General features: G+C 41.8%; 16 protein-coding genes. All 16 read right to left on the bottom strand.

What is annotated here, in order from left to right:
* Positions 1–15: 15 nt before the first annotated feature.
* Positions 16–918 carry a succinate--CoA ligase subunit alpha gene (gene sucD, locus ABTV07_RS07970; protein WP_433749696.1) on the bottom strand — a complete coding sequence of 301 codons (903 nt, stop codon included), beginning with the start codon at positions 916–918 and terminating at the stop codon, positions 16–18.
* An 18-nt stretch (positions 919–936) separates the two neighbouring features.
* Entirely contained in the window at positions 937–2,097 is a 1,161-nt protein-coding gene (gene sucC, locus ABTV07_RS07965; RefSeq protein ID WP_433749693.1) for an ADP-forming succinate--CoA ligase subunit beta, read from the bottom strand.
* A 267-nt stretch (positions 2,098–2,364) separates the two neighbouring features.
* Entirely contained in the window at positions 2,365–2,655 is a 291-nt protein-coding gene (locus ABTV07_RS07960) for an EscU/YscU/HrcU family type III secretion system export apparatus switch protein (protein ID WP_433749690.1), read from the bottom strand.
* On the bottom strand, positions 2,652–4,487 hold the full coding sequence (locus ABTV07_RS07955) for a hypothetical protein (RefSeq protein ID WP_433749687.1): 1,836 nt from the start codon (positions 4,485–4,487) through the stop codon (positions 2,652–2,654). Before ABTV07_RS07955 ends, ABTV07_RS07960 begins: the two co-directional genes overlap by 4 nt.
* A gap of 49 nt (positions 4,488–4,536) precedes the next feature.
* Complete coding sequence (locus tag ABTV07_RS07950) at positions 4,537–5,304, bottom strand: ribonuclease HII (RefSeq protein ID WP_433749685.1); 768 nt, start codon at positions 5,302–5,304, stop codon at positions 4,537–4,539.
* A 79-nt stretch (positions 5,305–5,383) separates the two neighbouring features.
* On the bottom strand, positions 5,384–6,259 hold the full coding sequence (gene ylqF / locus ABTV07_RS07945) for a ribosome biogenesis GTPase YlqF (protein WP_433749682.1): 876 nt from the start codon (positions 6,257–6,259) through the stop codon (positions 5,384–5,386).
* Positions 6,260–6,279: 20 nt separating this feature from the next.
* The gene (lepB, locus tag ABTV07_RS07940) at positions 6,280–6,819 is read right to left on the bottom strand and encodes a signal peptidase I (protein WP_433749679.1); all 540 of its coding nucleotides are present in this window, start codon (positions 6,817–6,819) and stop codon (positions 6,280–6,282) included.
* A 172-nt stretch (positions 6,820–6,991) separates the two neighbouring features.
* Positions 6,992–7,336 carry a 50S ribosomal protein L19 gene (gene rplS / locus ABTV07_RS07935; RefSeq protein ID WP_433749676.1) on the bottom strand — a complete coding sequence of 115 codons (345 nt, stop codon included), beginning with the start codon at positions 7,334–7,336 and terminating at the stop codon, positions 6,992–6,994.
* A gap of 143 nt (positions 7,337–7,479) precedes the next feature.
* Positions 7,480–8,214 (bottom strand): tRNA (guanosine(37)-N1)-methyltransferase TrmD, encoded by a 735-nt coding sequence (gene trmD / locus ABTV07_RS07930; RefSeq protein WP_433749674.1) that lies wholly within the window; start codon positions 8,212–8,214, stop codon positions 7,480–7,482.
* Positions 8,211–8,729: a ribosome maturation factor RimM gene (gene rimM, locus ABTV07_RS07925; RefSeq protein WP_433749671.1), complete on the bottom strand. Its 519-nt coding sequence runs from the start codon at positions 8,727–8,729 to the stop codon at positions 8,211–8,213. The genes trmD and rimM overlap by 4 nt, the downstream gene beginning before the upstream one ends.
* Positions 8,730–8,741: 12 nt before the next feature.
* A complete protein-coding gene (locus tag ABTV07_RS07920; protein ID WP_433749668.1) occupies positions 8,742–9,128 on the bottom strand; it encodes a YlqD family protein in 387 nt (128 codons plus the stop codon).
* Between the two features lie 205 nt (positions 9,129–9,333).
* Positions 9,334–9,567 (bottom strand): KH domain-containing protein, encoded by a 234-nt coding sequence (locus ABTV07_RS07915; protein WP_433749666.1) that lies wholly within the window; start codon positions 9,565–9,567, stop codon positions 9,334–9,336.
* A 12-nt stretch (positions 9,568–9,579) separates the two neighbouring features.
* Positions 9,580–9,852 carry a 30S ribosomal protein S16 gene (gene rpsP, locus ABTV07_RS07910; RefSeq protein WP_114743704.1) on the bottom strand — a complete coding sequence of 91 codons (273 nt, stop codon included), beginning with the start codon at positions 9,850–9,852 and terminating at the stop codon, positions 9,580–9,582.
* A gap of 96 nt (positions 9,853–9,948) precedes the next feature.
* Positions 9,949–11,292, bottom strand: coding sequence for a signal recognition particle protein (ffh, locus tag ABTV07_RS07905; protein WP_433749662.1), 1,344 nt, complete (start codon positions 11,290–11,292; stop codon positions 9,949–9,951).
* Positions 11,293–11,304: 12 nt separating this feature from the next.
* A complete protein-coding gene (locus ABTV07_RS07900) occupies positions 11,305–11,637 on the bottom strand; it encodes a putative DNA-binding protein (RefSeq protein ID WP_433749659.1) in 333 nt (110 codons plus the stop codon).
* 146 nt (positions 11,638–11,783) lie between these two features.
* Positions 11,784–12,779, bottom strand: coding sequence for a signal recognition particle-docking protein FtsY (gene ftsY / locus ABTV07_RS07895; protein WP_433749657.1), 996 nt, complete (start codon positions 12,777–12,779; stop codon positions 11,784–11,786).
* Between the last annotated feature and the right edge of the window lie 8 nt (positions 12,780–12,787).

The raw sequence follows: 12,787 nt of genomic DNA, 5'->3' as shown, positions 1-12,787 counted from the left end.
GACTGTATTTAAAAATTAATGAGTTTTGCAGTTTTCGTAAAGGCCTTTTTCTTTAAGGACTTTAATCAAAGTTTCACCCATAACGGAAGGAGTATCTGCTACTTCAATTCCGCAAGCATTCATTACTTTGATTTTTTCATCTGCAGTTCCTTTTCCTCCTGAGATGATCGCACCAGCGTGGCCCATGCGTTTTCCTGGAGGTGCCGTTCTTCCGCCGATGAATCCGACAACCGGCTTAGTCATGTTGGCTTTTACCCACTCAGCAGCTTCTTCTTCTGCAGTACCGCCGATTTCCCCGATCATGATGACAGCATAAGTATCAGGATCTTCGTTGAAAGCTTTCAATACATCGATGAAGTTTGTACCGTTCACTGGGTCTCCACCGATACCAACAGCTGTTGATTGTCCGATTCCAGCTTCAGATAATTGATGTACAGCTTCATATGTCAATGTACCGGAGCGGGAAACAACGCCTACATGGCCTTTTGTATGGATATAGCCAGGCATGATGCCGATTTTGCATTCTTCAGGCGTGATGACGCCAGGGCAGTTCGGTCCTACCAAGCGAGTTTTTTTGCCTTCCATATAGCGTTTCACTTTTACCATATCCAAAACCGGGATATGTTCAGTGATACAGATTGCCATGTCCAATTCTGCATCTACAGCTTCCATGATTGCATCAGCAGCAAATGGAGCAGGAACATAGATGACAGATACGTTGGCTCCAGTTTCTTTTACAGCATCAGAAACTGTATTGAAGACAGGTACGCCTTCCACTTCAGTACCGCCTTTTCCAGGTGAAGTACCGCCGACAATCTTTGTTCCATATTCGATCATTTGCTTTGTATGGAAAAGAGCCGTTTTCCCTGTAATACCTTGCACGATTACTTTAGTATCTTTATTAATGAATACACTCATTACGTCTCCCTGCCTTTCTTATCCTACTTGGTTAACGATTTTTTGCGCGCCGTCAGCCATTGATTCTGCAGCGATGATGTTCAATCCTGATTCGCTTAGGATTTTCTTTCCTAAATCTACGTTCGTACCTTCAAGGCGAACGACAAGAGGAACAGACAATCCAATTTGCTTAGCTGCCTCAACAACACCAGAAGCAATGATATCGCACTTCATGATTCCACCGAAAATGTTGACGAAAATCCCTTTGACATTTTCATCGGAAAGGATGATTTTGAATGCTTCTGTTACTTTTTCAGCTGTCGCGCCGCCCCCAACATCAAGGAAGTTAGCAGGGTCTCCGCCGTAGTGCTTGATGATATCCATTGTTGCCATAGCAAGTCCTGCGCCGTTTACCATACACCCGATGTTTCCATCAAGGGAAATATAGCTGAGGTCATATTTAGATGCTTCGATTTCTTTTGCATCTTCTTCTTCTAAATCGCGGTATTCAAGAATATCTTTTTGGCGGAATAATGCATTTGAATCAAAATTCAATTTTGCATCAAGTGCCATGACGTTCCCATCGCCAGTTACAACAAGAGGGTTGATTTCAGCGATTGAGCAGTCCTTCTCAACAAACGCCGTATAAAGGCCCATCATGAATTTAACTGCTTTGTTTACCAATTCTTTAGGGATGTTGATATTGAAAGCGATTCGGCGTGCCTGGAAGCCTGTAAGGCCGACAACAGGATCGATTTCTTCTTTGAAGATTTTTTCTGGTGTTTTTTCTGCTACTTCCTCAATCTCTGTACCGCCTTCTTCAGATGCCATTAAGACAACTCTGGAAGTCGCACGGTCCATTACAAGGCCGACATAATATTCTTTCTTGATGTCGCAGCCTTCTTCGATAAGTAAGCGCTTTACTTCTTTTCCTTCTGGTCCTGTTTGGTGAGTGACCAATGTTTTTCCTAAGATCTCTTGTGCATATGTACGAACCTCGTCTAAATTCTTTGCAACTTTGACGCCGCCCGCTTTTCCACGGCCGCCGGCATGAATCTGTGCCTTAACGACAGTGACGCTTGTACCTAATTCTTTTGCAGCTTCAACAGCTTCTTCAACAGTGAAGGCAACTTTCCCGTTTGGCACTGCAACCCCGTATTTTCTGAGGATTTCTTTACCTTGGTACTCATGTATATTCATATTCCATCCTCCTATCAAACTCTTCAAAAAATAGACTGCGCTTTCATTGTATATAATCAGTGAATATCTGTCTACCATTTCGACTTAAATATTATATTAATTTAAAATTTCAGAACATTTTAGCGCTTATTTCACACAAAAACACTAGCTTTCCCTACTAAAATATTGTGGATTAATGCACAAAATACTTTTCCAATAAAACTTTTTCATGGGATTTTATCCCAACAAACCCTTTTAAATCAAAAAAAATAACGGGGAAAGTCCCCGTTACGTTCTATCCAGCTCATTCTTATCCAGGCGATATATATAAGCGAACACTTCCGCCACAGCCTGGTATAATTCTTCCGGAATGGACTGATTGATATCCAGCTGTCCTAAGAGTCCTACTAAACTTGGGTCTTCCTGTATGGGCACTCCTGCTTCTTTGGCTTTTTCTACTATATTTTCTGCAGTGATCCCTTTTCCTTTGGCAATGACTGCAGGGGCATCCTGCATATCCGAACGATAGCTGAGGGCGACAGCTTCTTTCCGCTTTTGACTGGTTGATTGATTTTTCATATTTTGATATCCACCCCTGTATAGGCAGCCTTCTGTTTTACGGATATGTTCATCAATGGAATTTCTTTTGCCTCCCATTCTTTAATTTGTATGGAGGACAGATGATAGCCCATCGATTCAAGCCCTTCCCGTAGAGGAGCTGACAGACTTTCTGCAGACTGCTTCAAGTCCAGATGATTATATATCGTCAATGACACAATACGATTTTGAACATTCATATCGACCATCGTTTCCTTTATTCCCTTCAATTCCAAATAGAACAATATTCTGCAGTGTGAAGAATCTATTTCGCCTTTTTCATTTTTCCTGCCAGTCCATTGCAATGTCAAATCCGTCTGCTGACTCATAAAGGAAAGTGGAATTTGCATAATGATTGATTGAATTGGCCCCGAATCACCGCTCGCGACTGTCTGGCCATTTAAATGGTGCAACAAATTCTGGGCCATTTCCTTGCTCGGTGTCGAGTGGTTTTCCGACAGAAATTGAACCAGCATAGGCTTTAACTGATCTTTTCCGGGAATTTCCCCTTTGCCGAGGGCAGCTTCATAATTGATTCCAAGCTTGTCCAATACACTTTTGAAAAGGTAGAGGGCATCTCCCTTATTCATCGTTTGAAGAAGTTCATTTCTCACTTCTGTAAAGACGCCCTGGAGATACTTATTATCCTTTTGAAGCATATCACCTTTAAAACCGGCAAAGTCCTCCATTTGAGCTACTGCTTTTTTCATTTGTTCAGATGTATTCCCATTCAATAAAGACCACGTCTTCCCGTTCTCCCCTAATAATCCATCACCATCCGTCAGCAGTTTAGAATAACCTTCAAATAGAATGCGGAATATTTCCTGAGGTTTTACAGGCTGCTGGGTGCTCAGGGCATTTTTTGCAGATTGGAAGGGCTGTTGATTATCCATTCCAACAAATCTTGCTTTATCTGCCAATCCTTCTAAAAGAACCTTTGCTTGTTTAATATCCAGTTCCGCATTATTTTTAAGAGAGTCCTGCAACGCAAGCCATTCATTCTTCTTCAAATATCCCGAGTCATCGCCTGAGAACCTATTCATAGCAGCCAGAATGGATCCCTCTTTTGTTCCTTCACTCAAAAGCCCCGTCTTTTGTAAAATAGACAATGCTTCTTCAGAATGAGGATCCCCTTGAGAAAATGCAGAGTGAATAAGCCTCTGGAGCGCCTTTGCAGCAGTCATTCCTTCCTGTGAAGATTTAAGAGATTCAATCATCTTGACAAGAGATTCAACCGTCCTGTCTTGCGGCTCCTGTTTGAGCACGTCAATAAATTCCGCAAGAATTTTGCTGGTCGAATTGCCCTGGTCAATGGAAAGCAGCGATTGGAAAACTGGTTTTGTCTGGGGAAGATTCCCTAATAGAATGGCCTTGAAGGTCTGAAAGCCTTTCTCAATAGGACTCATATCCTTCAACAGGTTCATGGCATTTGAAATGGTTTCCTTTGTTATAGGGAGTCCTTCCTTTTGTAAAAAACCTAGGATGGATGAGGCGGATTGACTTTGTGGCACGTTCAGATTCTTCAATACAAGTGCTGCATCCGATTTAACATAATCCTGCCCCTGTGGAGTAAAATTCCTCAGGTGTATCTCGCCGTCCTGTGCAGCCACTTTAAGCCAATTGCCTCCAAATTTAATATCTCCATCCAGTCTCGCCAGCAGTTTTTGATTTCCAATTTGAATTTCTGCCGTTCCATTGGAAAAAGTTTTTTTTACTGTGCCATATATAATATCTCCATGCTTAAGACTGCGGATTTTTTCTGCTTTTAGATTGGCATCAGCCGCCTCTGCGCCTCTACTCTGTAAAATCATCAATCCCGACTCTCCTTTTCAGGATGGTTTGAACCTGCCCAGCTTTAAAGCCTTAAATCATGTCTTTTATTGGTGCAAAAGATTTTCTATGGATCGGTGACGGCCCGTATTTTTGAAGACCATCCAGATGTTCTTTTGTGCCGTATCCCATATTCTTAGAAAACCCATATCCAGGATATTGAGCATCGTAATCTATCATCATCCTATCTCTAGTCACCTTCGCAATGATTGATGCCGCCGCGATGGAAGCACTCTTTGCGTCCCCTTTAATGATGGATTCCTGCGGAACAGGAACATCTAGCTCCATGGCGTCAATAAGCAGATAGTCAGGGAACTTATTTAAGTTATGTATAGCATCAAGCATTGCTTTCTTAGTTGCCTGATAGATATTGACTTTATCTATTTCATCAGGGTGTATGATGCCGATTCCTATTGCAATGGCCTGCCCGCTGATTGCATCAAATAATTCCTGCCTTTTGGCTTCACTGAGTTTTTTTGAGTCGTTGATTCCGAATAGCGTACAGTCTTTTGGAAGAATCACTGCTGCAGCTACCACCGGACCTGCTAACGGGCCCCTGCCCACTTCATCCACTCCCGCAGCGGCTTCAAACCCTTGCGTGTAAATATTCCTTTCGTATGAAAACATACTGTGAAAATGATCCAATTCGTCCTTTTTTTTCTTTAAGGAACGGTTTATGCGCTGAACGATTTGCTGGACCCCTTTTCTGGGATCTTCTGCACACTGCATGAAAAAAGGGTCTTTTGGATCTTCAATCGTTTCAAGTGCTTTTTGAATTTCCTTGATGGATAAGTGCTCCATGATTTCACCAACTTATTCTTAATATCGTCCTTATTAGAAAATAATAAAGGGCCGGCTCCTGAAAAGCCCACCCTAAATATTATTTTTCGGTTTCATCGTTGATATTGATTTGTTCGGGGAGGTCAAAAGTCAACGGTCCAATTTTTTCTGATCGAATATCTCGTATGATCAGTTCAGCCGTTTTATCGTAATCCACCTCACCGCCTCCACGGAGACAGCCCCTCAGTTTTCCGATCGTATCAAATACATCGAGAATCTCCATGTCAGGTACAATCCCGAAGCGGTCATTAAGCCTCTCAGGGTAGTTTTTTTCAATAAATCGAATGCCAAATACCGCAATATCCTGCAAGTTCAAGATTGTATCTTTAATGGCACCTGTCAAAGCCAATTTATACCCTACCTCCTGGTCCTCAAATTTCGGCCAAAGGATGCCGGGAGTGTCCAAAAGTTCGAGTTCTTTGCCGACTTTTATCCATTGCTGCGATTTGGTGACCCCGGGAGTATTGCCTGTCCTTGCGATATTCTTCTTAGCCAGCTTATTGATTAGAGTGGATTTCCCAACATTCGGGATCCCCACAATCATGGCACGGATCGCACGGGGCTTTTTGAGGCCGCGGGCTTTCATTCGTTCAAACTTTTCTTTAAGAATATCATTGGATGTTTTCACGATCTCATGAAGGCCAGTACCTGCCTGAGAATTGATTGCGATGGCCTTGAGCCCTTTATCTTCAAAATACCTTATCCATTGATTGGTCAATTCTTTATCAGCCATATCTGACTTGGTTAATAATACAATTCTCTGCTTTTCTCCAATAATTTCATCAATCATTGGATTCCTTGAGGAAAAAGGGATTCTTGCATCAACCAGTTCATACATAATATCAACTAGCTTTAACTTTTCTGTAACTTCTCTTCTAGCCTTGGCCATGTGGCCTGGAAACCATTGTATTGTCAAGGCGAATCGCCTCCATCTGCCTATTTGAAAATTTTCATATCCTTCATCGGCCAATAAATAATGTGTGCATCCCCGACGATTTTGGACATGGGTATCGTCCCGATATGCCGGCTGTCTTTAGAGCCTCTGCGGTTGTCTCCCATCACAAAGACCTCCCCTTCAGGTACACGGTCTTTGCCTGTATAATCCTTCAGGGTGAAATCCTCAGTCAAAGGACCATCGCCCACATTTTTCTTATATTGATCCAAATAAGGCTCTTTATATGCTTTTCCATTTATATATAAAATATCATTTTTATATTGAATTTTATCCCCCGGAAGACCAATGACCCGTTTAATATAATCTTTCTGCTCAGGAGCATGAAATACTACAATATCAAATCGGTCGGGTTTCCCGAATTTATTTACGATCATACGGTCGCCGTTATGTAGAGTAGGCATCATTGATAAGCCATCTACAACAATAGGTGCAAATAAGAAATAACGGATTACGATTGCAAGACCTACTGCAATGACAAGCGCCTTAAGCCATTCCCGGATTTCACTTTTTTCTCCAGCCAAAAATCTTCACCACCATCTTACGAAAAATACAGGCATCAGATAGAATTTGCATTATAGTAAAAATCTCTATCTTTCATCATACTCTATTATAACGGTGTTTAGTCGTAATGATGAAGATTCCCAAAATTAAAGATGAAAAAGGGGCTTGTTTCCAAGCCCCTTTGTCTCTTGATTATCGAATTTCTTTAATACGAGCGGCTTTACCACGTAGGTTACGTAGGTAGTAAAGTTTCGCACGGCGAACTTTACCGCGACGCACTACTTCTAGATTCGCAATTTTTGGAGTGTGAAGAGGGAATGTACGCTCTACACCTACACCATAAGATATTTTACGGACAGTGAAAGTTTCACTGATTCCGCCGCCACGGCGTTTAATAACAACACCTTCAAATAACTGAATACGTTCGCGAGTACCCTCGACAACTTTTACGTGTACACGTACAGTGTCACCAGGACGGAACGCTGGCATATCGCTGCGAAGCTGTTCTTTTGTGATTTCATCAATCAATTTGTGCATCGATTTCAACTCCTTCCAACAGATGCTCTTACAAACAGAAAATCATTGTAGCGGAACATCGTTTTCGACGGGCAAGTCCAGAAAAAATTCTGCCCAAGCCACAAAAAATATCATATCATATCCAACCATAGGTTGCAATACAGTCAACGAGGATTTTTCCATTCCTGTATCCACTTTTTTTGTTTATCAGAAAGGGGGTACTTTTTAAGAAGGTCCGGCCGCCTGTTAAGCGTCCTTTTCAGTGATTCTCTCTCTCTCCATTCATCAATTAGGCGGTGATTGCCGGACATAAGAGTATCCGGCACCTTCCATCCTTTATAGTCGGCAGGCCTTGTATATTGCGGGTGCTCCAGCAGCCCTGAAGAAAAAGAATCTTTAACCGGAGAGTCTTCATTCCCTAATACACCTGGAAGAAGTCTTACGACGCTGTCAACCACTACCATTGCCCCAAGTTCACCGCCCGTCAGTACATAATCCCCGATAGAGATTTCATCCGTCACAAGGTGCTCTCTGATCCTCTCATCATATCCCTCATAATGGCCGCAGATAAAAATCAAATGATCCTCGTTTGCCAACTCCTCAGCCTTTTTCTGAGAATACCTTTCTCCCTGGGGACACATTAAAATGACCCTTGGCTTTGAATCCTGATCCTTCGAAAGTTTTTCAACGGCATTGAATATCGGTTCAGGCTTCAAAACCATTCCAGCACCACCGCCGTATGGATAATCATCAACCTGACTGTGCTTATTTTCAGAGAATTCCCGGAAATTGGTCACATGATATTCAACAGCATTTTTTTCAGCCGCCTTTTTTAAGATGGACTCGCCAAAAACCCCTCTGAACATTTCAGGAAATAGGGAAAGGATGTCAATTCTCATGATAACAGCCCTTCCATTGGATCAATGATGATTTCCTTATTTTCAACATCTACCTTTATTACTACATCTTTTATGTATGGTATAAGGTGTTCCTTTCGATCGCTGCCCTGTACTACCCATACATCGTTGGCACCTGGCGTAAGGATTTCCTTGACTTCCCCAATTACTTCACCGTCGCGCGTCGCAACGGAGCAGCCGATAATTTCATGAAAATAAAATTCGTCTTCTTCCAGTGGAGCAAGCTGGTCTTCACTGACTTTCAGGATTCCGTTTTTAAAAACTTCCACGTCATTCACATTTTCATATCCTTCAAATGTAAGCAGATCAAAATTTTTATGGGTCCTGTGTGTTTTCACAATCAATTCCTTTGGGGCATCTGTATCATTCATGAATAAAAACAGCGCATTTCCAGGTCTATATCTTTCATCAGCAAAGTCTGTCCTTGAGATGACCCTGACTTCGCCTTTTATTCCGTGAGTATTGACGATTTTCCCTACATTGAACCAATTTGTCATTCCGTTTCACCTCTAGCGTATGTCTTTAATGATGCCATCCTCTATTAAAATGGTCTTTTCTCTGGAGACTTGTTCCCAATTGTCCCCGGCACTAATATCAATGACACTTTGTATTTCCTTCTCTATCAATTCACTCCCCAGAGGAAGAAGCCCTAATTGATCCAGTTGGAACTCTACTACTTTTATTTTATCTGCCCTTGATTGTATTTCCTTCTCAAAGCGTTCTTTAAGGGCTGCAGCTGAATACTTTTTAGTTTTCTCCAGTTTTTTTAATTCAAATCTCAGTTGTTCGCATTCTTTTTCAAGTTGGAGTTTTTTTTCTGTATATTGGCTCTCAAGAAGCAGCTTGCTCTTTTCCGTCAATACCTGCTTTACTAGAGCCGTTTGAATGATTTTCATCTGATTTGATCCTCCCCTGAATGAACTGCGCTATTGTTAATGCAAATGCTGTGTTCTCTTTTCTTAACCGGGAGGTATTCACATGGTGTTTAAGAGAAGATTTTAATATATAGAAAAAAGGGAGGTATAGAACCCTCCCTCTGACTGCCTGACTTAAAGAAATCCTATGATGATGCGGTAAAAGGAGGTTGCCCCCCTTTATCGATCAGTCGATAATTTCTAAAAAGACTTTCTTTTGTTGTGTAGATCCTGCTGCAGCGTATACCACAGTGCGAATCGATTTAGCAACACGCCCCTGTTTGCCAATCACTTTTCCCATGTCTTCTTTATGAACTGACAATTTATAAGTGATGCGGCTTTCATCTTCGTTGACGAGGATTTTCACGTCCTCAGGATGATCTACAAGAGGCTTCACGATCGTCAGGATTAGTTCTTCCATATGATATCGTGATTACTTGCTGTTTTTTGCGTTATGGAATTTTTCCATAATGCCTTCTTTAGAGAAAAGGTTGCGCACTGTGTCAGATGGCTTCGCACCATTGGACAACCATTTAAGAGCCAATTCTTCATTGATCTTTACTTCAGCTGGTTTTGCAACTGGGTTGTAAGTTCCAACTGTTTCGATTTGGCGTCCATCACGTGGTGAACGAGAATCTGCAACTACGATACGATAGAAAGGAGATTTTTTTGCTCCCATACGTTTTAAGCGAATTTTTACTGCCATTTTAAAAGCACCTCCGAATAGTTTCACACAAGATAGTATAATAACAAATGTGTATTTTGTTTGTAAAGTGTTTTTTCTTAACACTTTCATTTTACCTTACATAAAAGGAAATTTGAACCCTTTTTTCTTGCCTTTTTGCCCCATATTGGACATTTGTTTCATCATTTTTTTCATATCTTCGAATTGCTTAAGGAGCCTGTTGACCTCAGGTACGGTTGTACCACTTCCCTTGGCGATCCTTTTTCTGCGACTCGCATTGATCGTTTCCGGATGGGATTTTTCATGTTTGGTCATCGATTTAATGATGGCTTCCACATGGCTAATCTGCTTTTCATCCACTTTCAAATTGTTGAGTCCCTTCATTTTGTTCGCCCCGGGGAGCATTTTGATGATGTCATCAAGTGGACCCATGGAACGGACCTGTCCAAGCTGTTCAAGAAAATCATCGAATGTGAACGACATGGTGCGCATTTTCTGCTCTAGTTCCTTGGCTTTTTCTTCATCCACGTTCGCTTGGGCTTTTTCAATAAGAGTCAATACGTCTCCCATGCCCAAAATTCGGGAAGCCATCCGCTCGGGATGAAACGGCTCAAGTGCATCCATTTTTTCACCAAGACCGACAAACTTGATAGGTTTTTCTGTTACAGCACGAATGGAAAGAGCAGCACCGCCTCGAGTATCTCCATCAAGCTTCGTGAGGACAACACCCGAAATTTCCAGCTGTTCATTGAAGCTTTGGGCAACATTCACTGCATCCTGCCCTGTCATGGCATCCACCACAAGGAAGATTTCATCAGGCTTGGAAAGTTCTTTGATTTGCTTCAATTCATCCATAAGTGCTTCATCCACGTGAAGTCGGCCGGCTGTATCAATGAGAACATAATCAAGATGGTCTTCCTTCGCCTTTTCAATGGCTTGTCTTGCTATTTCAACCGGGCTGACTTGATCACCAAGAGAGAATACCGGCATATCAAGCTGTTTCCCAAGGGTTTCAAGCTGTTTGATTGCAGCAGGGCGATATATATCCGCTGCCACCAAAAGAGGCTTGCGGTTATACTTCTTCCGCAGAACATTTGCCAGTTTACCCGTTGTTGTCGTCTTCCCTGCACCTTGCAGACCAACCATCATAATGACAGTTGGAGGACGTTTAGACGCAGCTATTTGGCTCTGTTCCCCGCCCATCAGAAGCGTTAATTCCTCTTGTACGACCTTGACAACCTGCTGTCCCGGCGTCAAGCTTTTCATCACTTCTTGGCCAACTGCACGTTCGCCTACTTTTTTCACAAAATCCTTGACGACTTTGAAGTTTACGTCAGCTTCAAGCAATGCTAATCGTACTTCGCGCATCATCTCTTTTACATCCGCTTCATTTACTTTCCCTTTTCCACGGATTTTTTGTATCGTATTCTGCAGTCGGTCGGCCAATCCTTCAAATGCCATATATGCCGCCTCCTAATCTAATTTCTCAAGCATCTCTATCATTGAAAGCAATTCATCTTTAGAATTCGCTTCTTGCTGAAGAATTTCCTTCATCTGCTCATAAATGTTCAATCGCTCCTGAAACTTTTGAAAAAGCTCCAGTTTTGCTTCGTACTCTTCCAGCATAATCTCCGTCCTCTTAATATTATCATAGACGGCCTGTCTGCTGATCTCATACTCTTCAGCAATTTCCCCAAGCGAAAAATCATTGAGATAGTAGAGGGACATATAGCTGCTTTGCTTTGGAGTTAACAAGGTTTGATAAAAATCATACAGATAATTCATTCTTGTCGTTTTCTCAAGCATGGCTATCCCCCCTTGTTAAGTGAAAAACCTTTACATATGAAGAATACACAGATTTTCTTTGAATGTCAAGGAACTAAAAGGTTTTCATTGATTATAAAAGAAGCCTGATGCATCCATTTTGCATCAGGCTTCTTTCTCTTAAATCATTATTCTTCAGGTGCTTCTTGGTCAATGAGATCTGAAAATAGTCCATATACATATTTTTCAGCATCGAATTGCTGAAGATCATCCATTTTCTCTCCTAGCCCCACGTATTTTACAGGAATGTGAAGTTCATTACGGATAGCAAGCACAATACCGCCTTTAGCTGTCCCGTCAAGTTTTGTCAGGACGATGCCTGATACATTTGTAGCTTCTTTGAATGTTTTTGCTTGGATCATTGCATTTTGGCCAGTGGTTGCATCAAGTACGAGCAGGACTTCATGAGGTGCACCCGGCACTTCCCGTTCAATGACGCGTTTCACTTTTTCTAATTCATTCATAAGATTGACTTTGTTCTGCAATCTTCCAGCAGTATCGCATAACAGGATATCCGCATTTTTAGCTTTGGCCGATTGGATGGCATCATACATGACCGCTGCCGGGTCGGAGCCTGCCGCCTGTTTGATCACATCGACGCCAGCCCTTTCTCCCCAAACCTCGAGCTGTTCGATGGCACCAGCACGGAATGTATCTCCTGCAGCAAGAAGGACTTTTTTCCCTTCTGATTTGAATTGGTGTGCCAACTTCCCTATAGTTGTCGTTTTTCCGACGCCATTTACGCCGACAAACAGGATTACGGTCAAACCTTCCGGCTGGATGTTTAATTCACTGGTTGCTGAATCTTCTCCGCGATAAATCTCTACTAATTTTTCAGAAATGACTCCCTGAACTTCTTCGGGGTTCTGCATATTTTTTCTTTTCACTTCGAACTTCAACTGTTCGACAAGCTCCATCACTGTTTCAAAGCCTACATCGGCTTGAATCAGGATTTCTTCTAATTCTTCAAAAAAATCTTCATCGATCTTTCGATATCTCGCTACAAGATCATTTACCCTGTTAGAGAAATTGGTTCTTGTTTTCAATAAACCGTCTTTGAATTTTTCTGTTACGTTATCTGAAGATGTTGTAAATTTCTCTTTCAATTTCTTAAAAAAACTCATATTATTCA

It is taken from the genome of Falsibacillus pallidus (genome assembly GCF_050990905.1).
In the GTDB taxonomy this organism is placed as follows: domain Bacteria; phylum Bacillota; class Bacilli; order Bacillales; family DSM-25281; genus Falsibacillus; species Falsibacillus pallidus_A.
The sequence above is the reverse complement of the archived record's forward strand: the minus strand, read 5'-3'. Positions and strand labels throughout refer to the sequence as shown.